The 20,330-nt window shown below is 66.9% G+C and carries 19 protein-coding genes; 3 read left to right on the top strand and 16 right to left on the bottom strand.

Features of this window, described 5'->3' with window-relative positions:
• Positions 1 to 32 precede the first annotated feature (32 nt).
• The gene (locus ACXPWS_RS03830; protein WP_458711164.1) at positions 33 to 1,142 is read right to left on the bottom strand and encodes an alkene reductase; all 1,110 of its coding nucleotides are present in this window, start codon (positions 1,140 to 1,142) and stop codon (positions 33 to 35) included.
• 79 nt (positions 1,143 to 1,221) lie between these two features.
• Between ACXPWS_RS03830 and ACXPWS_RS03825 the strand changes: the two genes are divergently transcribed.
• Together ACXPWS_RS03825 and ACXPWS_RS03820 are read left to right on the top strand one after the other, a co-directional pair.
• Positions 1,222 to 2,388, top strand: coding sequence for a pyridoxal phosphate-dependent aminotransferase (locus tag ACXPWS_RS03825; protein WP_458711163.1), 1,167 nt, complete (start codon positions 1,222 to 1,224; stop codon positions 2,386 to 2,388).
• Positions 2,385 to 3,584, top strand: coding sequence for a DUF6986 family protein (locus tag ACXPWS_RS03820; protein ID WP_458711162.1), 1,200 nt, complete (start codon positions 2,385 to 2,387; stop codon positions 3,582 to 3,584). The genes ACXPWS_RS03825 and ACXPWS_RS03820 overlap by 4 nt, the downstream gene beginning before the upstream one ends.
• 19 nt (positions 3,585 to 3,603) lie before the next feature.
• Here ACXPWS_RS03820 and ACXPWS_RS03815 read toward each other — a convergent pair whose 3' ends face one another.
• From ACXPWS_RS03815 to ACXPWS_RS03785, 7 genes are all read right to left on the bottom strand, one after another.
• Entirely contained in the window at positions 3,604 to 4,398 is a 795-nt protein-coding gene (locus ACXPWS_RS03815; protein WP_458711161.1) for a phosphodiesterase, read from the bottom strand.
• Positions 4,392 to 5,114 carry an aspartate/glutamate racemase family protein gene (locus ACXPWS_RS03810; protein ID WP_458711160.1) on the bottom strand — a complete coding sequence of 241 codons (723 nt, stop codon included), beginning with the start codon at positions 5,112 to 5,114 and terminating at the stop codon, positions 4,392 to 4,394. Before ACXPWS_RS03810 ends, ACXPWS_RS03815 begins: the two co-directional genes overlap by 7 nt.
• Entirely contained in the window at positions 5,111 to 6,658 is a 1,548-nt protein-coding gene (locus tag ACXPWS_RS03805) for an NCS1 family nucleobase:cation symporter-1 (protein ID WP_458711159.1), read from the bottom strand. Before ACXPWS_RS03805 ends, ACXPWS_RS03810 begins: the two co-directional genes overlap by 4 nt.
• Before the next feature lie 84 nt (positions 6,659 to 6,742).
• Positions 6,743 to 7,444, bottom strand: coding sequence for a GntR family transcriptional regulator (locus ACXPWS_RS03800; RefSeq protein ID WP_458711158.1), 702 nt, complete (start codon positions 7,442 to 7,444; stop codon positions 6,743 to 6,745).
• Between the two features lie 68 nt (positions 7,445 to 7,512).
• The gene (locus tag ACXPWS_RS03795) at positions 7,513 to 8,430 is read right to left on the bottom strand and encodes a TIGR03564 family F420-dependent LLM class oxidoreductase (RefSeq protein ID WP_458711157.1); all 918 of its coding nucleotides are present in this window, start codon (positions 8,428 to 8,430) and stop codon (positions 7,513 to 7,515) included.
• A 43-nt stretch (positions 8,431 to 8,473) separates the two neighbouring features.
• Positions 8,474 to 8,914, bottom strand: a complete 441-nt coding sequence (locus ACXPWS_RS03790) for an SRPBCC family protein (protein ID WP_458711156.1) — start codon at positions 8,912 to 8,914, stop codon at positions 8,474 to 8,476.
• Between the two features lie 134 nt (positions 8,915 to 9,048).
• Positions 9,049 to 9,492, bottom strand: coding sequence for an SRPBCC family protein (locus ACXPWS_RS03785; protein ID WP_458711155.1), 444 nt, complete (start codon positions 9,490 to 9,492; stop codon positions 9,049 to 9,051).
• Positions 9,493 to 9,585: 93 nt separating this feature from the next.
• Here ACXPWS_RS03785 and zwf point away from each other — a divergent pair, with 93 nt between their 5' ends.
• Entirely contained in the window at positions 9,586 to 11,082 is a 1,497-nt protein-coding gene (gene zwf, locus ACXPWS_RS03780) for a glucose-6-phosphate dehydrogenase (RefSeq protein ID WP_458711154.1), read from the top strand.
• On the opposite strand, the gene ACXPWS_RS03775 is transcribed toward zwf, so the two are convergent.
• The 8 genes from ACXPWS_RS03775 to ACXPWS_RS03740 are packed head-to-tail and all read right to left on the bottom strand — an operon-like array spanning position 11,083 to position 20,244.
• Positions 11,083 to 12,555 carry an MCE family protein gene (locus tag ACXPWS_RS03775; protein ID WP_458711153.1) on the bottom strand — a complete coding sequence of 491 codons (1,473 nt, stop codon included), beginning with the start codon at positions 12,553 to 12,555 and terminating at the stop codon, positions 11,083 to 11,085.
• A gap of 1 nt (position 12,556) precedes the next feature.
• The gene (locus tag ACXPWS_RS03770) at positions 12,557 to 13,678 is read right to left on the bottom strand and encodes an MCE family protein (protein ID WP_458711152.1); all 1,122 of its coding nucleotides are present in this window, start codon (positions 13,676 to 13,678) and stop codon (positions 12,557 to 12,559) included.
• Positions 13,675 to 14,976: an MCE family protein gene (locus ACXPWS_RS03765; RefSeq protein WP_458711151.1), complete on the bottom strand. Its 1,302-nt coding sequence runs from the start codon at positions 14,974 to 14,976 to the stop codon at positions 13,675 to 13,677. Before ACXPWS_RS03765 ends, ACXPWS_RS03770 begins: the two co-directional genes overlap by 4 nt.
• A complete protein-coding gene (locus tag ACXPWS_RS03760) occupies positions 14,973 to 16,286 on the bottom strand; it encodes an MCE family protein (protein WP_458711150.1) in 1,314 nt (437 codons plus the stop codon). The genes ACXPWS_RS03765 and ACXPWS_RS03760 overlap by 4 nt, the downstream gene beginning before the upstream one ends.
• Positions 16,283 to 17,314 carry an MCE family protein gene (locus ACXPWS_RS03755; protein ID WP_458711149.1) on the bottom strand — a complete coding sequence of 344 codons (1,032 nt, stop codon included), beginning with the start codon at positions 17,312 to 17,314 and terminating at the stop codon, positions 16,283 to 16,285. The genes ACXPWS_RS03760 and ACXPWS_RS03755 overlap by 4 nt, the downstream gene beginning before the upstream one ends.
• Positions 17,315 to 17,322: 8 nt before the next feature.
• Positions 17,323 to 18,642 carry an MCE family protein gene (locus ACXPWS_RS03750; protein ID WP_458711148.1) on the bottom strand — a complete coding sequence of 440 codons (1,320 nt, stop codon included), beginning with the start codon at positions 18,640 to 18,642 and terminating at the stop codon, positions 17,323 to 17,325.
• 4 nt (positions 18,643 to 18,646) lie between these two features.
• A complete protein-coding gene (locus ACXPWS_RS03745; protein WP_458711147.1) occupies positions 18,647 to 19,474 on the bottom strand; it encodes an ABC transporter permease in 828 nt (275 codons plus the stop codon).
• A complete protein-coding gene (locus ACXPWS_RS03740; RefSeq protein ID WP_458711146.1) occupies positions 19,471 to 20,244 on the bottom strand; it encodes an MlaE family ABC transporter permease in 774 nt (257 codons plus the stop codon). Before ACXPWS_RS03740 ends, ACXPWS_RS03745 begins: the two co-directional genes overlap by 4 nt.
• Positions 20,245 to 20,330 lie beyond the last annotated feature (86 nt).

Here is a 20,330-nt window from a genome sequence, read left to right as displayed (position 1 = left end):
TCTGCTCAGCGTCCCCGTCACCCGCTACAAAGTCATGCCGTCCGGGGTTCGGCCAGCTCAGCCAGGGTCGGGTAGTCGATGTACCCCTCTGCGCCCTGGGCGTAGAAGGTGGCCACATCCGGCTCGTTGAGGTCGGCGCCCAGCAAAAGCCGGTCGATCAGATCCGGGTTGGCCAAGAAGGTGCGGCCCACCGCGACGGCACTGACGGCGCCCCACTCCACATAGCTCTCCAGCTGGCAGAAATCGGTGCCGGTTTCGCGTCCGGTGTTAAGCACCAGGGTCTCCGACCACAGCGCACGCAGCACACCGAACTCCCGTGCGCTCGGGTCGATGAGCACGTGCAGATACGCGATGCCCAGCGGCGCGATCCGGTTCAGCAGCGCCTCGTAGGTGGCGACGGTGTCGTCCTCGCGCATATCGCCGGCCGAATTCCCGGGCGAGATACGCAAACCCACCCGGCCCGCGCCGATCTCGGCCACCACGGCCTCGACCACCTCGGCGGTCAACCGGGCCCGGTTCTCCGGCGAGCCACCGTAGGCGTCGGTGCGCTGATTGATCACATCGGACGAGAACTGGTGCAGCAGATAGCCGTTCGCACCATGGATCTCCACGCCGTCCAGGCCGGCGTCGACGGCGCGGCGTGCCGCGGCCCGGAAATCGGCGATGATGCCGGGAATCTCGTCGGCGCGCAGGGCCCGCGGCACCACCAGTGCCTTCTTACCCGCCGGGGTGTGGGTGGTCATGTCGGCGGCGATGGCCGACGGTGCGACGGGTTCGATACCGCCGTTGACCTCGGGGTGGCCCATCCGCCCGACATGCCAGAGTTGCATGAAGATGGTGCCGCCGGCGTTGTGCACGGCGCCGGCGATCTCGGCCCACTTCTCCTGATGCCGGTCGGTGTAGTTGCCGGGGGTGTTCATGTAGGCGCCGTTGGCGGCCTCCGATATCGCGGTGGCCTCGGTGATGATCACGCCGGCACCTGCGCGCTCGGAGTAGTACTGCGCGGCCAGGTCGGACGGGGTGCCGTCGGCCTGCGCGCGCGAGCGCGTCAGCGGCGCCATGAAGATGCGGTTGCGCGCCTGGGTGTCGCCCACCCGGATCGGCTTGAGCAAGGCGGCATCGGAGGCGAGGGTGAAGGCCATGTGCAGCTAAGCGCACCTGTGAGCCGATTCATTCCATGTCCCGAGCGCCGTGTGCGAAGTCCCACATACGCTCGGTGCCATGACGGTGTCCCGGCTTCAGCCCTACGCGGTGACGATCTTCGCCGAGATGTCCGCGTTGGCCGCGCGCATCGGTGCGGTGAACCTCGGCCAGGGCTTCCCCGACGAGGATGGCCCGGCCGGCATGCTCAAGGTTGCCCAGGAGGCGATCGCCGAGGGGGTGAACCAGTACCCGCCCGGCCCGGGGACACCGGCCCTGCGGGAGGCGATCGCCCGCCAGCGCGCCCGGCACTACGGCATGGAATACGACCCCGACAGCGAGGTGCTGGTGACGGTCGGCGCCACCGAAGCCATCGCCGCCGCGGTCATCGGGCTGGTCGAACCGGGCTCGGAAGTATTGGTGCTCGAACCGTTCTACGACTCGTACTCGCCCGTCATCGCGATGGCAGGCTGTGTACGCAAGGTGGTGCCGCTGGTGCCCGACGGCCGCGGATTCGCGTTGGACTTCGACGCGCTGCGGGCCGCGATCGGGCCGCAGACCCGGGCGTTGATCCTCAACTCGCCGCACAACCCGACCGGCATGGTGCTCAGCGATGCCGAACTCAGCGCCATCGCCGATCTGGCGGTGGCAGCCGATCTGCTGGTGATCACCGACGAGGTGTACGAAGCGCTGGTCTACACCGACTCCGACTACCTCAGACACCTACCGCTGGCCCGTTATCCGGGCATGGCCGAACGCACCGTGACGATATCCAGTGCGGCCAAGATGTTCAACGTCACCGGCTGGAAGATCGGATGGGCTTGTGGTGCACCAGAACTCATTGCCGGGGTGCGCGCGGCCAAGCAGTTCCTCACCTATGTCGGCGGCGCGCCGTTCCAGCCTGCGGTGGCCTACGCCCTGGATCACGAAGACGCCTGGGTGGTGGGCCTGCGGGACAGCCTGGAGAGCAAGCGCAATCGGCTGGCCGGGGCGCTGACCGAGCTGGGGTTCGAGGTGCACGACAGCCACGGCACCTATTTCCTGTGTGCCGATCCGCGTCCGCTGGGCTATCACGACAGCACCGCGTTCTGCGCCGAATTGCCGCACAAGGCGGGCGTGGCGGCCATCCCGATGTCGGCGTTCTGCGCCGGCGCCGACAACAGCTGGAATCATTTGGTCCGCTTCGCTTTCTGCAAGCGCGACGACACCCTCGACGAGGCGATCCGCCGATTGGACGTGCTGCGGTGAACGCCATCCCGGATCCGACCCTGGCCCGGATCGATGCCCTGCTGGCCGATATCGACGCCGACCTGGCCGCCCGCTACCCGGGCGACCGCACCGCGGCGCAGCCGGTGCACACCGTGTACCTCAGCGCCGCCGATGCCGAGGCGGACACCCCCGCTCGGTGGGGTCGGGCGGCGCTGGACCTGCTGGACCGGCACGCCGCGGTGTTCGCCGACCTGGGGGCACCCGACGTCGTGGAGGCGGTGCGCCGGCGGTTGAGCACCGCCCCGATCGCCGATCTGCGGCTGGACTTCGAGGACGGGTACGGGCGGCGCGACGACGATGTCGAGGATGCCGACGCCCGCCGCGCCGGAGATACGCTGCGCGCGTTGGGTTTGGCGTCGTCGGGAATCCGGTTCAAGGGACTGACGCTGGCCGACCGCCCCCGCGCGGTACGCACGCTGGAGCTGGTGCTCGACGGTGGGTTGCCCGACGGGTTCGTCTTCACCGTGCCCAAACTGCGCGCGGCCGAACAGGTGACCGCCACGGTGTGGGTGTGCGAGGCGCTGGAGCATGCGCACGGACTTCCCGCGGGATCGCTGCGGTTCGAATTGCAGATCGAGAGTCCGCAGGCGGTGCTCGGCGCCGACGGCACCGCCACCCTGGCCCGCGCCCTGCACCTGGCCGAGGGCCGGTGTACCGGTCTGCATTACGGCACCTACGACTACAGTGCGGCCTGCGGTATCACCCCGCAGAACCAGTCGCTGGAGCATCCGGTGGCCGATCACGCCAAGGCCGTCATGCTGGCCGCGGCCGCCCAGACGGGCGTGTGGGTGGCCGACGGCTCCACCCAGGTGAACCCGGTGGGCACCGATCCCCAAGTGCAGCAGGCGATCCAGCGTCATCACCGGCTGGTGACCCGGTCGTTGGAGCGCGGTTTCTACCAGGGCTGGGACATGCACCCGGGGCATCTGGTGACACGCTGGCTGGCGACGTTCACCTTCTTCCGGGCCGCGCTGGACGCCGCGGCCCCGCGCCTGCAGGCGTATCTGGACCGGCGTGGCGGCGCCGTGGTCGACGAGCCGGCGACCGCCGAGGCGCTGGCGGCGGTGGTGCTGCGCGGGCTGGACTGCGGAGCGTTCGGTGTCGATGAGGTGCTGGCGCGGGCGCCGGGTGCGGATCCGGCCACGCTGCGGAACCTCAAGGCCCGACGAGTGTGAAACCCTCGACGCAGCTGGATCAGGCGAACGGGTAGGGTCCCCGAGACTCGCCGAGATGTACGGTGTGGCTGACCAACCCGGCGCGTTCATCCCAGCTGTGCAGCATGTAGGCCCGCGGGCCGTCGTGACTGGAGGGCGCCGCGGTGGCGGCGAGTGACAGATCGATCTGCGTCGCGGTGCTCGGGCACGCGCAGACCACGGTGTTCGCCCAGCGTTTCACCATCGGCCGGTGCACATGGCCGCACAGCACGATCTCGATGTTGGTGCATCGCTGGACGACGGCTTGCAGCGATGGCTCATCGAAGTACCGGTACTCGTCCAGGTAGGGAATTCCGCAGACGAAGGGCGGATGATGGAGCATGACTATCGTCGGCTTGTCCGGTTCCTGCGCGAAAGTCTCCGCGAGCCAGTCCAGTCCAGCTTGGTCGATGTGCCCGTGATGCTCACCGGGGATCGTCGAGTCCACACCGATGATCCGGACGGGATGGTCGTCGACGCAGAAGTGCAACGGCCCGTCCTGCGGCAGGTAATCGTGGTCGGCGAAGGCGGCGCGCAGATTATCCCGGTCATCGTGATTGCCCGGAATCACCAGGTACGGAATCGGCAGTGCGGCGAGAATTTCCCGGATCGCACGGTATTCCAGCGGGTGTCCCGTGTCCACCAGGTCACCGGTGATGAGCACCAGATCGGGGCGGGTGTCCAGCGCGACGAGATGTGCGATGGCCTCGGCGAATCTGCCGTTGGAGTCGACCACACCTTGGTACAGCTGACCATTCGGTCGGACGTGCGGATCCGACAACTGGGCTATCAGCATGTCCGCCGGTCGGTGTACCCCTTGGGTGGTGGCACCGCGAACTCCCCCCGCTTGGATGTCCGCAGCCCCAACGTCACCAGCGATTGCACCGTCAACGTCGCCGCACTCACCCCATCGACCACCGGCACGCCCAGATCGGCGGAGATCGCGGCACACATGTCGGCCATGCCCGCGCAGCCCAGCACGATGGCGTCGGAGTCGTCGGTCTCCAGGGCCTCCCGGCACGCCTCGGTGATGATCTTGCGGGCGTCGGGGTCGGTCTCCAGGTCCAGCACCGCGATCTCACAGGCGTGGATGCCCCGGCAGAACCGTTGCATGCCATAGTGTTCGGCGAGGTCGGCGGCACGGCCCATGGTGCGCGCCAGGGTGGTCACCACACTGAAGCCCCGTCCCAGATGACTAGCCGTCTGCATTGCCGCCTCGGCGATCCCGACCACCGGTCCGCCTGCCACCTCGCGGGCCGCGTCCAGACCGGGGTCACCGAAACAGGCGATCACGTAGCCGTCGACGCGCTGCGATTCACCGCGCTCGATGGCGGCCAGCAGGCCGGGCACGCTCATCGCCTCGTCGTAGTGGCTCTCGATCGAGGGTGGCCCGAATTCGGAGGTCACGCCGACGATCTCGGTTCCCGGGCCGGCCACCGCCCGGGCGCACGCCTCGATGGTCGAGGTCATGGCCGCGGTGGTGTTCGGATTGATCACCCAGATCCGGCTCACGAAACGGACGCTGCCACCAGCGCATCCCGCCTACCCATCAGGTAGTAGATCGCAAACGCCACCCCGCAACCGATGAACCAGCTGTACTGCGCGGCGGTGTGCATGCCATACACCACCCCGCCCAACAGCACCGGGATCACCGCCAGTGCGGCCCCGACGACGGTGGCGATCACCGCGACCTTGTTGTAACCCTTGGTGTACCAATACTTTCCGCCCTCATCCATGGTGAACAGCTCATCGACCACCACCTTCTGCTTGCGGATCAGGTAGAAGTCGGCGATCAGCACACCGAACAGCGGACCGATGAAAGCACCGAGCGTTTCCAGCGTGTAGTGGATGACCTCGGGATTGTTGTACAGGTTCCACGGCGTGATCAGCACCGAGCCGACGGCGGCGATCATGCCACCGGCGCGCCAACTGATCCGCTGCGGGCTGACGTTGGAGAAGTCGAAGGCCGGGCTGATGAAGTTGGCGACGATATTGATGCCGATGGTGGCGATGGTGAACGTCAAGGCGCCCAACACGATCGCGAAGGTGCTGTCGATGCGCGCCACCGTCTGCACCGGGTCGGTGATCAGCTCGCCGAACACCGGCAGAGTCAGCGATGCGGTCACCACCACCAGCACCGAGAACACCAGGAAATTCACCGGCAGGCCCAGGAAGTTGCCCTTCTTCACCGCATCGAAAGACTTGCCGTAGCGCGAGAAGTCACCGAAGTTCAGCATCGGCCCGGAGAAGTAGGACACCACCAGCGCGATGGCGCCGAGCATCACCGGGACCGACGACCAGCCGGTGTAGGTGACGTCGCCAAGGTTCAGATCGATTGCGCCCCAACCGGCCTTGTAGATCAGGTAGCCGCACAGGATGAACATGACCACGTAGACGGCCGGGCCGCAGAAGTCGATGAACCTACGGATCGCTTCCATGCCGCGCCAGAACACACAGGCCTGCAGCACCCACAGCAGCAGGAAGCTGCCCCAGCCCAGCAGCGACAGCCCGGCGAAGCCGTAATCGTCCACTTTCGCGTACGGCGCCAGCCCGGGGAACAGCTTCACCAGGACGATGTCCAGCGCCGCCGAGGCCAGGAAGGTCTGGATGCCGTACCAGGCCACCGCGATCAACCCGCGGATGATCGCCGGGATGTTCGCCCCCAGCACGCCGCACACACTGCGGCAGATCACCGGGTACGGCACGCCGGCCAGCTGGCTGGGCTTGGCCACCAGGTTGCACAGGAAGTACACGATGCCGATGCCCACCAACAGCGCCACCAGCACCTGCCAGCTGGCCAGTCCGAGCGCGAACAGGCTGCCCGCGGTGACGTAGCCGCCGACGCTGTGCACATCGGACATCCAGAACGCAAAGATGTTGTAGGAACCCCAGGTCTGCTTGCGCAGCGGAGCGAGGTCCTCGTTGGTCAGCCGCGGGTCGTAACCGGGCTTGATCTCACCACCGCCGACCGGATGACCGGCCGCTTCCACGATGTCACCGGCGCCGATGACGGCGCCGGGCGGCACGTCGTTCTTGGGAATGACGATATCGGTCATGGTCAGTGACGCTAGAAACCAGGTGTTTCCCTGCTGTTTCACCGCGACTATCGATTGATTGCGAAGTAGATATATCTCCGGCGGTCAGGCCAGCAACCCGGTGTCGGTCGGCAGCGTCGCGATCACCGCATTGAGCCGGCCGGCGTGCGCCTCGGAGGCGGCCAGTAGCCGCTGCGTATCGCCGGCGACGAAGGCGTCCAGCATCGCGCCATGATCGGCGTGCAATTGGGCACGGTCCTCGGGGCCGACGTGCACCATGGACTGCACGGGTTCGGTGACATTCCAGGCCGCCTCGAGCATGTGCAGCAGCCGGTACATGCGGGACGGCCGGGTCAAGGCGGCGTGGAAGTCGCGGCTGCCCCGGTGATAGGCCACCCCGTCGTCGTCGCGAACCGCACATTCCAGCAGGTCATTGATCGCGATCGCGGCGTCGCGGTCGGCGTCGGTGGCGTTGGCGACCGCCGCCGCCAGCGAGGCGGATTCCAGAGTCTCCCGCACGATGTACATCTCGCGCAGTTCCGCGGCGGTCAGCAGCGCGACGCTGTAACCGGCGTGGGGTCGCTGGGTCACCAGATTCTCGCCGATCAGGGTTTTCAGTGCCTCCCGCACCGGGATCTGGCTGACCCCGAAGACCTCGGCCACCTCGGCAAGCGGGATCGCGGTACCTGGTGGCACACCGCCGTCGAGGATCGCCCGCCGAAGTTCTCCGAGCACGGCCTGCTGGGAGGAGCCGGCACGGTCGGCGATCAGCTGTGCGAGCAGCACGGATCGCCGTTGAGGCCGCATCCCCGCAGATTAGGACACCCGTGTTGCGTCGCTGTTTCGGGCCGCTTACAGCGCTCTGTTCGAGGCGCTTACAGCGCGCCGGCCACCTCCCATATCGGCTCCAGCGCGGCGTCGCCGGTGCGGACCAACGGGCTCAACACGATGTCGGTGGCCCCGGCATCGAGGTAACGCCGCAGCCGGCCGATCACCTGGTCGGCGGTGCCGACCGCGGCGAGGTCGGCCACCGAGTCGACCCCCTCACGCGCGATGACCTTCGCGTACGACGGGATGGTGGCGTAGAACTCGAGGGCCTCGCGCGCCTGCGCCCGGCCCTCGTCGACGTCGTCGGTGATCAACACGGGCACCGCCGCGATCACCTTCGGCGCAGTCCTGCCGGCTTCGGCGGCGGCGGCGGAGATCGTCGGCACGATGAACTGTTCCAGGGTGCGGGGGCCGGCCAGGTACGGCAAGGTGCCGTCGGCCAGCTCCCCGGTGACCCGTAATGCCTTGGGGCCCATGGCCGCCACATACACCGATAGTGGGGACCCGCCGGCCACGGTGACCGGCCATGCGGGAGCGGCGGTGAATTGTTCGCCGTGGAAATCGACAGCACCGGTATCCAGAATCGACCGCAGCACCTGCAGGTGTTCGCGCAGCCGGGTGATGGTGTCGGGCCAGGCGGTGCCGAAGGCCTGCTGCTCGGGTCCGTGCGCGCCGAGTCCGAGACCGAGGCTGAAGTTCCCGCCGGTGGCGGCCTGGGCGGTCTGCGCCGCGGACGCGACGACCAGCGGGTGGCGCGGATTGATAGGCACGACGAAGGTGCCCACACCCAGTCCGGGCACCGCGGCGCCGACATACCCGGCCAGCGAGATGGCGTCATGGTCGAACTGCTGGGCTATCCAAACCTGTCGTACGCCGGCCTGATGGGCGCGGCGGGCTTGATCGATGGCGGCGGCCACGTGGTTGGCCGCGGTGCGGTCTGGGTCGAGCACAACTCCGGTAGGCATAGTCGCGACAACGACCGGACCGCTGCCGGGCATTCCGTTCGGCTCAAGCTGAGTGCTTTTGCCGCACCTGCTGGCGCAGACTGTCCACGGCCACCTCGAGCACTATCTTCTTGGCACGCCGGACCAGGAACTCCGGGATCGGTGCGGCCAGGTCGATGATGAGGTCGAAGCGGACCCGGGTGCGGTCACCCTCGCGAGTCAGGTTGTATTCACCGTGCTGTCCGCGCTGGGTCAGGCTGTCGGCGGCGTCCCACACCACCCAGTCCTCGCCCCAGTGGTACTCCAAGATCTCCTTGTCGGTGAAGCCCATGATCTTGAGCGTCGCCCGGACGTGGTGCGGGCGCCCGTCGGGATGACGGTCGAGCACCTCGGCGTCCCGGTGCAGCGCCGACCACGACGGCACCGCATCGATGTCGGCGATAGCGTCCAGTATCTCCTCGGGCAAGGCGTCGAACACGACTTCCCGGGTTGCCTTGACTGCCATACCGGCAAATCTAATTACCGAATTACGCACACGCAGCGATTCCGTGGGCTAACTTTTTCATAACCGTAAGCAGAACGTCACCAGCGGCCCGGCCGGTCTGGGTGGCCATCTCCGGCGGCGCGTCGGCGAGTCCCTCAGGCGGATTTCTTGACCCGCAGCACTTCCTTGCGCAACCCGTTGGTGGCCACGTCGAGGGCGCCGCTCATCACCTTCTTGAGGATGAAGCCGGGCAGCGGGATGGCCAGCTCGACGGTGATGTCGAACCGCACCTTCGTGTTGTCGCCCTGCGGGGTCAGGGTGTAGCTGCACTGCTGCGATTTCAGCTGGCTCGCCTTCAGCAGCACCCAGCTGACCTTGTTCTGCGCCCAGGTGTACTCGATGGTCAGCACGTCGGTGATGCCGACCGTTTTGATGGTCTGCTTGACCGTCCGCGGCCGGCCCTCGGCATCGGTGTCGATGATCTCGGCCTTCTGGTACTGCGGTGACCACTTCGGGGTCGACTCGACATCGGCGACGACCGCGAAGATCTCCTCCGGCGTCGCTTCGATGACCACTTCGCGGGAGTCGCTGGTTGCCATGGGCTGACAGTAGCCACCGAGGGCGCGGCGCAGGCGGCAATTGACCTCCTCGATGTCGTGCAGAGTTCACCTACCGGTGGAAGCATCAGCCGGGTGGCAGACAACCCGCAGACCATCGCCTACCCCGCACCGGGTGCTCGCCCGCACGGCCGGGACACCGATCCGCTGGAACCGCATGTCATCGTCCTGTTCGGCGCCACCGGCGACCTCGCCAAGCGCAAGCTGCTGCCGGGCATGGCGTACCTGGATCAGTCGGAGCTGGCGCCCGATATCCAGGTGGTGGGGACCTCGCTGGAAGATCTCACCGACGACGAGTTCCGCGCCCTGGCCAAGGAGTCCATCGAGCGGTTCGGCACCCACAAGCTGACCGACGAGCAATGGGCCAACTTCGCCAAGATCCTGCGCTACGTGCCGCAGGGCGCCGGACCGGCGGCGCTGGCCACCGCGGTCGCCGAGGCCGAGGATCGTCTCGGCGGGAATGCTCAACGCCTGCACTATCTTTCGGTTCCGCCGAAGGCGGCTCGAGCGGTCATCACCATGTTGCGCGAGGCCGACCTGGTGGAACGCTCGCGGGTGGTGATGGAGAAGCCGTTCGGTACCGATCTGGCCAGCGCCGTCGCGCTCAACGATTTCGTGCACGAGACGTTCAAAGAACGCCAGGTATTCCGTATCGACCATTTCCTGGGTAAGGAAGCGGCGCAGAACATCCTGGCGTTCCGGTTCGCCAACGGCCTGTTCGAACCGATTTGGAACCGCAACTTCATCGATCACATCCAGATCGACATCCCCGAAATGCTCGGACTCGACGAGCGGGCCAACTTCTACGAGAGCACCGGCGCCTACAAGGACATGGTGGTCACCCACCTGTTCCAGGTGATGGCGTTCGTGGTGATGGAACCGCCGACCGCGCTGGAGCCGCGCGCGATCAGCGAGGAGAAGAACAAGGTCTTCCGCTCCATGCTGCCGATCAAGTGCAACGACGTGGTGCGCGGCCAGTTCGTCGGCTATCGCGAACTAGACGGTGTGGCAAGGGATTCCGATACCGAGACGTTCATCGCGATGAAGGTCGGGATCGACAACTGGCGCTGGGCCGGCGTGCCGATCTACCTGCGTACCGGCAAGAAGATGGCCGAGGGCATGCGCATCATCTCGATTGCGTTCAAGGAGGCGCCCAGGACGATGTTCCCGGCCGGATCCGGGGTCGGCTCGCAGGGTCCCGACCACCTGACCTTCGATCTGGCCGACAACTCCAAGGTGTCGCTGTCCTTCTACGGCAAGCGTCCGGGTCCCGGCATGAAGCTGGACAAGATGTCCATGCAGTTCTCCACACAGGAGATCGCGACGAACGGCGACGTGCTGGAAGCCTATGAACGGCTGATCCTGGACGCCATGCGCGGTGACCACACGTTGTTCACCACCGCCGAGGGCATCGAATCGCTGTGGGACCGTTCGGCGCAACTGCTGGAGGATCCGCCGCCGGTGAAGATCTATCAGCCCGGAACGTGGGGACCGAACGCGATCCATCAGCTGATCGCGCCGAACGCGTGGCGACTGCCGTTCGAGCGGGCATGGCGGGAAAAGCACAAGTAGCTACCGCTCGGGCGGCACCAACATCGATTGCCAGGTCCGGTTGCCCGGGTTGGCGAGATCGCCTTGGGTGTAACGCCGGCCGTCGGGACCGATGTAGTCCCCGGTGGCCGGGTCGTACGGGACGGCCACCGCAGGCGGCGCGGCCGGTGGCGGTGGGAGTGCCTGCGCCGCGCCTTCCGGGGTGGATGCCGCCGGCGTGCCCGGCGGGTACTGCGGAATGCTCTGCCCGGACAGCGTCGCGTTCGGGTCGCCCTTCCAGTTGTAGCCGTCGTTGAGCGGCACGTAATTCTCGTCGCTCTCACACATCTCGACCGTCGGCGCCCGCTTCCATGGCTTCGTCTCGCACGGGATGTTGCGCACCCCGCGCACGTTCAGGTCGGAGTCCTGCGGCACTCGGCAATACAGCTCCCCCGCCGTGCGGTCGGGGTAGTCCTGGTCCGACGGTGAGCGCTGCTGGCGCACCGGCAGGAAGCCGGTGTTGCACGGCGGCGGCAGGTTCAGGTTCAGGTTGAAGTCCAGATAGATCCCGTTGTAAGCCTGTTTCACCCCGGAATCCGCCACGGCGATCGCCGACATCACCGCGGTGCCCTGCGGGAAGAGCACCAGCAGTTGCTCGATGTCATTGCGGTAGGTCACCGCGATGTCGCCGAGGCTGACCAGGTTGGCCATCAGCACCGGCACCGTGGGCGCCACCCGGTCGAACAGCGCCTTGCCTTCGTCCAGCGCCGGCCCGCCCTGATTCAGCAGATCCCCGAATGCCCGGTCCTGGGCTTTGAACTGACCGAACACGGCGGCGGTGTGCGCGGCCCACGTTCGTATCGAATCCGAGTTCTGCACTTGGGAATCGAGCACCGGTGGCGCCTCGTCGATGAGCCGGCCCAGTTGATCGGTGGATTTGCCGGCCTCGACGGCCAGCGCAGTCGAGCCGTCCACGATCCGGGTCAGTTCCGGCCCGAGCCCGCCGACCGCCTTGGCTGCCTCGTCGACGACGGTCTTCAGGTTGTCCTGCGGGATGGCTTGCAGCGCACGGTTGGTGGCATCCAGCAGATTGCCGATATCGGCGGGCACCGTCACCTTGCCCACCGGGATGACGTCGCCATCACGAAGCACCGGCCCGCCCGTGCGGCCCGGCGTCAGCTCGACGAATTGCTCGCCGACCGCCGACCGGCTGTGCACCGCCGCCGAGACATCGGCGGGCACCGCGACGGCCGTCTGAAGCGTGAGTTCGGCCCGCACACCGTCTTTGGTGACGTCGATACCCGTGACCCGGCCGATCTCGTCGCCCCGGTAGGTCACCACCGAGCTCTCGTACAGGCCACCGGAGGTCGGCAGGTCCAGGGCGACCGTGTACCGCCCGTACCCCAACAGAGCCGGCACGTTGACGATGCCGAAGGCCATCACCCCCACCGAGATCAGCGTGACGGCGGCCAGGACCGCCAGCTGGATCCAGATCTTGCGATGCAGGCGCAGCATGTCAGTTCCCCCCGAAGTGGTAGGGGGCGATCAGTGGATTGCCGCCGGTGTAGGGGCTGGGCATCTGTCCGATGGTGCGACCCCACTGCATCTCGAGTTCGGTGAGGTCGCCTTCCCAGCGGGTGCCGGTGAAGATGCTGCTGTCCAGCCGGCTCAGCGTCAGGTCCAGCACCAGGGTGATGTTCGCGAAGTCACCGCGGAACCAGTTCGCCAGCGTGCTTTTCACCCATGGATAGGTGGACAGGAAGTCCAGGCCGCGAGTCAGCGACGGCCCGGCGTTGGCCAGTTCCCGGAACACCGGCGCCAGATTGCGCAGGTTGTCGATGAGCGCTTCCCTGCTCTGGGTCACCGTGGAATTGGCGACGGCGCTGAACTTGCCCAGGCTGTCGATGGCGTCGGCCAGCTTGGTGCGGCTGTCGGCCAGCACCGCCAGCGCCTGCGGGATGGTGGTCAGCGCCTTGTCCACCGTCTTGTCGTTGGCGGCGAACGTCCCGGCCAGCGAGTTCAAATGTTCGGTGGCGGTGATGATGTCGTCGGTCTGCGCGTTGAGCTGGGCGATGAAGGTGTCCAGCTGGGTGAGCAGGCTGCGCATGTCGCCCTCGCGGCCGGCCAGGGCCGTCGCGAAGGTCTGGTTGATCTCCTGCAGTTGTCCGAGGCCGCCGCCGTTGAGCAGGATGGACACCGACGCCAGGGTCTGTTCGGTGGTGGGATAGGTGGCCGCCCGCGACAGGGGGATCAGCGAGCCGTCGTGCAACTGCCCTTGGGCGGGTTCGTCCGTCGGCGGAGCCAATTCGATGTGCATGGAGCCCAGCAGGCTGGTCTGGCCGACTTTGGCGGTGCTGTTGGCCGGCAGATGCACGTCACCGTTGATCCGCATGGTGACCAGCGCATGCCAGTCCTGCACCTCGATCTTGGTGACGTTGCCGACGTTCACATCGGCCACCCGGACCCGGGTGTTCTGCTGGATCACCACGACATCGGGCAGCTGGGCGGTGATGGTGTAGGAACCGTCGCCGCCGCCCTCGGTGCCGGGCAGCGCCAGCGAATTCAGGCCGCGCCATTGGCATCCCGGGATCATCACCAGGCAACCGATCAGCAGGGCCACCAACAGGGGCCGTCTCATGGGTTGCCGCCGGGCACCATCAGACCGGGCAGGCCGGCCGTCGGATCGGTGGGCGTGGTGGGTGACTCGGCGGCCAGCAATCCCGTCGGATCGACGGGCGCGGGCGCGGCGGGTGCCGGCGCATCCGGGCGCAGCCGGTCCTCGCTGTAGGTGATCTCGTTGGGCCGGGCCGCCGCGCCCACGAACGGGTTTCCGCCGATCGGGAAGAAGTTCATCTGGCGGTTCTTGACGATCGGCGCCAGGTACTGGACGCACAGCTTCGAGGATTGCTCGAAGTTCATCCGGGACGCGGCTTGCACGGCACTGCAGAGGAATTGCACGGTGTTGGCGAAGTTCACCGGCGCCAGGATGCCGGTGACGGCACTCTGCGCGGGCTGGTAGATGTTCATGAAGTTCTGGAACACCGTCGGGGCGATGTGCAGCACCTGTTTGAGATCGGTGCGGCTGTCGTTGAGGGCGGTGGTGACCTGGCCGAGGTGGTCGAAGGTGGTGCCCAGCGCTTCCCGGTTGTCGGCGACGAATCCACGCACGTCGGTCACGGCCGCGTCCAGACCCTTTGTCGCGTCGGCGACTTCGTCGGGGGTATTGGTCAGTACCGTGCTCACCTGGGCCAGGTTCTGGTTGAACGCGGCCAGCAGATCACTGCTGGAGGACAACGCGGACACCAGTAGTTGCATGTTGCGTACCGTGCTGAAGATGTCGGTGCTGTGGTCGCCCAGTGCCGACATCGCCTGGGACAACTTGACCACGGTGGCGTGCGCGGTATCGCCTTCCCCGCGCAGGTTGTCCGCGGCGCTGTTGATGAATTCGCCGACGGCGTTGGGGCCGCCCGGTGTCTGCGGTTGCAGCGAATCGGTGAGCTTGGCCAATTGCTGACGGAAATCGTCCCATTCCACCGGGACGGCGGTTCGCTCCTGCGGGATGCTCTCGCCGGCAAGGAGTTTAGGGCCGCCCGAGTAAGCCGGCACCAACTGGATGGCGCGCGCGCTCACCAGTGAGGGCGACAGCACCGCCGCTTTCACATCGGCAGGCACCGGGTATTGCGAGTCGACGGAGAACGTCACCTTGGTCGACTGCGGCTGCGGTTCGATCTTGTCGACCGTGCCGACCGCCACCCCGAGGATGCGCACCTCGTCACCGGTGTACAGGCCGTTGGCATTGGCGAAGTACGCGACGAAGCTGTCTTTGGCGACGTGGCGCCACCAACCCGATCCGGCCGGGGCGGCGACCACGGAGATACCGGCGGCCAGGATCACCACCAGCAGGGCCGCGGTGAGCAGCCGCGCGTTGTTCCTCATGGCCGGCCTCCCGGCTCACCGGGTGCGGGCACCAGTACCGGCGTCGGGCCCACCGGCGCCGGGCCGGCAACCCCCGGCGGCGGTGCAGCGGGCGGACCGGGTGGCGGACCACCGGGCGGCGGGGCAGGCAGCGGTTCGCGGTACGGGTAGCGGGGATCGCCCGGGTTGCCGGTGATCGTTTCGGGCAGTGTGAGATTCGGCTCGCCGCCCTGGCCGGTTCGCGGGTAGGGCACTGGCAGCGCCGGGGTGCCCGGTTGGCCGATCGCCGGATCGACCAGCTGTGACGGCAGTTTGACGTTGGGATCCAGCCCGAGATCGGAGAAGGCGGAGTCGATGAACGGCTGGACGAACTGGCCGGGCAACAGGTTCACCAGCGAAGCCTTGAAGAAGGGTCCGGCACCGAGCACCTCACCGAACGACATGGCGTAGCGCCGCAGCAGCGACAGCGTTTTCTGCAGTTCCTGCTTCCGGTTGTCCAGGATCGACAACACCCCGTTGACCTTGTCCAGAGCCGGCTTCAGCGCAGTGCGGTTCTCGGCCACCAATCCCGAAATCTGGTGCGCGACAGCGGTGAGGTTGGTCATGAAGGTGTCCAGCGCACCGCGCTGGGCCACCAGTTCGGCCAGCAGCGCATTGGCGTTGACCACCAAACCGGCGATCTGGTCGCTGCGTTTGGCCAGCACGGTGGTCACCTTGTCGGCGTTGCCCAGCAGCGTGCGCAGTTGGGCGTCCCTGGCGTTCAGGGTGTCGGAGAACTGGGCGACACCGTCGAGTGCCAGCTTCAGATCGGCGGGGGTCTGCTTGAAGGTGTCAGCCAAGGTGGTCAGCGATGCCGACAACTGGGTGGTGTCCAGGCCGCTGATGGCCACGGTGAGATCGCCCAGTGCGCTGGGCAGATCGTAAGGAGAGGTGGTGCGTTCCAGCGGGATGGTTCCGGACAGCGTGCCGTCGCCGCGCGGGGTGACCTCCAGCATCTTGGTGCCGAGTACGGTTTCGGTCCTGATGGCGGCCTCGGTGCGGTCGCCCAGGTCGATATCGTCCTTGACGGTGAAGTCGACCCTCACCTTGGTGCCCTCCAGATGGATATCGGAGACCCGGCCGACGGACAGGCCGGAGACCCGCACGTCACTTCCGGATTTGATACCGCCGGCCTCGGCGAAGTACGCCGAGTAGTCGGCGGTGCCCTTGATGAACGGCAGCCTGTCATAGGAGAAGGCCGCGATCACGATCAGCGTCACGATCAGCGTGCCCACCACGCCGACGGCGACGCGGTTGCGTTCGGCGATGGGTTTGAGTGTCGGTCGTTTCATTTCGGCGCGCACCGTCCGGTGTCCTGGCCGGCGAGTTTCACGAACACGGGTTGGCCGCCTTTGCCGTTGACCTTGAGAATCGCGTCGCAGAGATAGAAGCCGAAGTAGTCGCCGTAGAGGCCGTTGCGTGCCAGCACCTGATAGGCGTCCGGCAGGGTCCGCACCAGGTCGTCGACGTAGGCGTGGTCGGATTCGATCTGGCCGGCCACCCGATCAGACTGGGCGACAAAGTCTTTCAGTGGTGGCCGGAGATCGGTCAGCAGGTCGGCGATGGTGGCCGCCGCCGCGCTGACATGCGCCACGCCGTGGGCGATGTCGGTTCTGCGATCCGAGAGCCCTTGGACCAGTTGCGACAAGCCGTCCAGTCCGGCCGCGAACTGCTGGTCCCGCTTGCCGAAGGTGTCCAGCACGGTGTTCAGGTTGGTGATCACCTCGCCGATCAGCTGGTCGCGACCGGCCAGCGTGGTGGTCAGCGCCGAGGTCTGGGCCAGCACCGAGGAGATGGTGCCGCCCTGACCCTGGAACACCTTGAGCAGTTCCCCGGACAGTGCATTGACCTGATCGGGATCCAGCGCCCGGAACAACGGGCGGAACCCACCGATCAGGGCATCCACGTCGAGCGCGGGTGAGGTGCGTTCCTTCGGGATGGTCTGACCGGGTGTCAGCCGGTGCACCGACCCGGCGCCTTCCTCCAGCGCCAGATACCGGTCACCGATCAGGTTCTCGTACCGGACGGCGGCGGTGGTGCCCTCGGTCAGGGTCAGGTTGCGGTCGATGGCGAAGTCGACGGTGACGGTGCCGTCCTTGTGCAACGTCATCTTCTGCACCTTGCCGACCTCGACGCCGGCGATCCGCACGAAATCGTCCTCCTTGAGCCCGGACACATTGGTGAACACGGCGTGGAACCCGGCCCGGGAGTCGAAGCGGAACTGCCCGAACACCGTCAGCAGGACGAACAGGAACGCCAGGCACATCGCGGTGAACAGCGCCACCCGCACCACCGTGCCGGTGATGCTTTGTCGTCGCATGAGTCGTCCTAGGGGTTCTCGGGTGAGCCGGGTGAAAGGGGCACGGGTGGGGGTGCGGCCGGCTCAGCCGGTGGCGGGAACGGTGGCGGCCAGGGCCCGGGTGCCGGCGGGCCGTTGTAGCGGATGCTCGGGGGTTCCGGAACCGCCCGGGTGACCGGCAGATAGTTGGCCCAGCCGGGGAAGCCGATACCGGGATTGGTGCGGATGTCCTGGCCGGTGCCGAATCCGGTGTCGGTGACCAGATATTTGACCGGGAAGTTCTTGCTGACGTCGGGCAGCGACCCACAGCTCGGCTTACCGCCCGGCCCGCCTTTGGCGTTGACCACGGGCAGGTTGTCCGGGAAGCGGTACGGGTCGTCCCCGGCGAGCATCGCGGCGTCCATGATCACCGATTTACCGTTGCCGCCCAGCGCATCCCGGCCGCCGTGCTCGAGGAACCACTGCGCACCCTGGAACAGGCACGTGTAGGTGGGCGAATACTTCAGCAGCAGGCTGGTGGTCGGGTCGAGGATGTTCATGGCGCGCACCAGGTTCTGCTGATTGCCGCCGATCACGTCGATACCGGACCGGGCGAATCCGACCGCCGACAGCAACAGGGCGTCCAGCGCGTGGGCGTGGCTGGTGACGGTGGCACCAGTGGTGGAGGCCGAATCCAGGATGGACACGATGTCCTGGGCGGCATCGGAATAGGCGGCCGTGGTCTGGCCGAACAACTGCCAGTCCCGCTGCACCGTCGGCATGCGCGGATTGACGGTCAGCAGCACGTTGTTGGCCGAGGTGATCGCCTCACCGATGCGTTCGCCCTTGCCCCGCAACGAGTCCGCCACGGCGGAGAGCACCGCGTTCAGTTTTGCCGGGTCGACGGCGTGCACCACCGACTGCAGGTTCTCGAAGACGGTGTTCACCTCGACGGTGACATTGCGCGACCGCAGCACGGCGCCGGGCTGCAGTGGCTGTGCACTGGGATCCGGTGGCACCACGAGATCGACGTACTTGGCGCCGAAGGCGGTGCTGGACTTGATCTCTGCCTCCACATTGCTGGGCAGGTACCGGAACGGGCCGGGGTAGAGCTTGAGGTGCAGCGAGGCCAGCCCGGTCTGCTCGCCGATCGAGGACACTTCACCCACCTGGACACCGCGCAGCTTGACCTTGGCCCCGTTTTCCATCACCAGGCCGGCCCGGTCGGAGACCAGGGTGACCGGGACGAACGAGCGCAGGGTGCCGTTGAACAGCACCGCGGTCAGCGCGATCGATGCCCCGATGACGATGAACAGGACGGGCGCATACCAGATCGGGTCGATCTTTGCCCGGCGCGCACTGGTGCTCATGGCCTCAACCCGCCAGATGGAAGTTGCCGGACTGCCCGTACACCGAGAGGGTGATCGTCAGCAGCACGAAAACCGTTGCGGTCACCGAGGTTCGCACCGCGCGGCCGACGGCCTCACCGACGCCGGCCGGGCCGCCGGTGGCGGTGAACCCGTAGTAGGTGTGCACCACCATCACCGCGGCCGCCATGGACAGGGCGGCGATGAACGACCACACCAGGTCCATGGGGCGCAGGAACGTGGAGAAGTAGTGCTGATACACGCCGTTGGACTGTCCGTAGATGACCGTGGTGCCGAACTGGGTGGCCAGGAAGGACATCAGCACAGCCACCGTGTACAGCGGGATGACGACCACGACACCGGCCACGATCCGAGTGGACACCAGGTAGGTGATGGCCCGGATGCCCATCACTTCCAGCGCGTCGATCTCTTCGTTGATCCGCATGGCGCCCAGCTGCGCGGTCGCACCGGCGCCGATGGTGGCGGCCAGTGCCACGCCCGCGGTGGCGGGGGCGATGAACCGGACATTGAGGAAGGCCGACAGGAACCCGGTCAGCGCTTCGATGCCGACATTGGACAGGGTGTTGTAGCCCTGCACCGCTATCAGTGCGCCGGTGGACAAGGTGAGGAAGCCGATGATCACGACGGTGCCGCCGATGACGGCCAGCGCGCCGGTGCCCAGCCCCATCACCGCGATGAGCCGCAACACCTCGCCCGGGTATCGCCGGACGGCATCGCCGATGAAGGCCAGCGACTGGCCGTAGAAGGCGGTCTGCTCACCGATGGCCCGCAACCGGACGGTCGCGCGGCGTTTGTCGGCGGTGGCGTCAGTCATGCTTGGGGGGCCACTTTCACGCCGAGGGCGGTGGCCAGGATGTTGATCAGGAACAGCGCCATGAAGGCGAACACCACCGTCTCGTTGACGGCGTTGCCGACGCCGGTGGGCCCACCGCCCACCGACAGCCCCTTGTAGCAGGCGATCAGCCCGGCCGACAGCCCGAACAGCAGGGCCTTCACTAGGGACACGATCACCTGGGGCAGGCCGGTGAGCAGGGTCAGGCCCGCGACGAACGCACCGGGGGTGACGTGCTGGACGTACACCACGAACAGGTAGCTGCCGGTCAATCCGACCACCGCGACCACCGAGTACAACAGCAGCGCGACGAAGGTCGCGGCGATGACCCGTGGAACGACAAGGGCCTGAACGGGATTGATGCCGATCACCTTCATCGCGTCGATCTCTTCACGGATGGTGCGGGCGCCGAGGTCGGCGCACATGGCGGTGGCACCGGCGCCGGACACCACGATCGCGGTCACCACGGGCCCCACCTGGGTGACAGACGCCAGCGCGGCGCCCGCCCCGGAGAGGTCACCGGCGCCGATTTCCAGGAGCACGATATTGAGGGTGAAGACGATCAACACGGTGTACGGAATGGACAGCATGATGGTCGGGAAGATGGACACCCTGGCCACGAACGAGATCTGCTCGAGCAGTTCGCGCCAGGCGAACGGCCGGCGGAACATGGCCGCGAACGTCTCGGCGGACAGCACCACGAAGCCGCCCACGGCTTCCATGGACTTGTTGAGCTGCGCCGAGGCGGTCATCGCGCGGACGTTAAGGCCCCCGAAGTTAGCTGTCAAAAGCAGTCCCGCGGGGAACGCCGACGTCAATATCGAATTTTGCTGGTGGG

The sequence above is a fragment of the Mycobacterium sp. BMJ-28 genome (genome assembly GCF_054404835.1).
This window is presented reverse-complemented; position numbering and strand designations above follow the sequence as displayed.

Coding starts and splice junctions, on each gene's coding strand:
- ACXPWS_RS03770 (WP_458711152.1), bottom strand. CDS start 13,678: ATGAGACGGCCCCTGTTGGTGGCCCTGCTGATCGGTTGCCTGGTGATG.
- ACXPWS_RS03760 (WP_458711150.1), bottom strand. CDS start 16,286: ATGAAACGACCGACACTCAAACCCATCGCCGAACGCAACCGCGTCGCC.
- ACXPWS_RS03815 (WP_458711161.1), bottom strand. CDS start 4,398: ATGCTGATAGCCCAGTTGTCGGATCCGCACGTCCGACCGAATGGTCAG.
- ACXPWS_RS03790 (WP_458711156.1), bottom strand. CDS start 8,914: ATGGCAGTCAAGGCAACCCGGGAAGTCGTGTTCGACGCCTTGCCCGAG.
- ACXPWS_RS03765 (WP_458711151.1), bottom strand. CDS start 14,976: ATGAGGAACAACGCGCGGCTGCTCACCGCGGCCCTGCTGGTGGTGATC.
- ACXPWS_RS03825 (WP_458711163.1), top strand. CDS start 1,222: ATGACGGTGTCCCGGCTTCAGCCCTACGCGGTGACGATCTTCGCCGAG.
- ACXPWS_RS03800 (WP_458711158.1), bottom strand. CDS start 7,444: ATGCGGCCTCAACGGCGATCCGTGCTGCTCGCACAGCTGATCGCCGAC.
- ACXPWS_RS03745 (WP_458711147.1), bottom strand. CDS start 19,474: ATGACTGACGCCACCGCCGACAAACGCCGCGCGACCGTCCGGTTGCGG.
- ACXPWS_RS03795 (WP_458711157.1), bottom strand. CDS start 8,430: ATGCCTACCGGAGTTGTGCTCGACCCAGACCGCACCGCGGCCAACCAC.
- ACXPWS_RS03805 (WP_458711159.1), bottom strand. CDS start 6,658: ATGACCGATATCGTCATTCCCAAGAACGACGTGCCGCCCGGCGCCGTC.
- ACXPWS_RS03830 (WP_458711164.1), bottom strand. CDS start 1,142: ATGGCCTTCACCCTCGCCTCCGATGCCGCCTTGCTCAAGCCGATCCGG.
- ACXPWS_RS03740 (WP_458711146.1), bottom strand. CDS start 20,244: ATGACCGCCTCGGCGCAGCTCAACAAGTCCATGGAAGCCGTGGGCGGC.
- ACXPWS_RS03785 (WP_458711155.1), bottom strand. CDS start 9,492: ATGGCAACCAGCGACTCCCGCGAAGTGGTCATCGAAGCGACGCCGGAG.
- ACXPWS_RS03775 (WP_458711153.1), bottom strand. CDS start 12,555: ATGCTGCGCCTGCATCGCAAGATCTGGATCCAGCTGGCGGTCCTGGCC.
- ACXPWS_RS03755 (WP_458711149.1), bottom strand. CDS start 17,314: ATGCGACGACAAAGCATCACCGGCACGGTGGTGCGGGTGGCGCTGTTC.
- ACXPWS_RS03750 (WP_458711148.1), bottom strand. CDS start 18,642: ATGAGCACCAGTGCGCGCCGGGCAAAGATCGACCCGATCTGGTATGCG.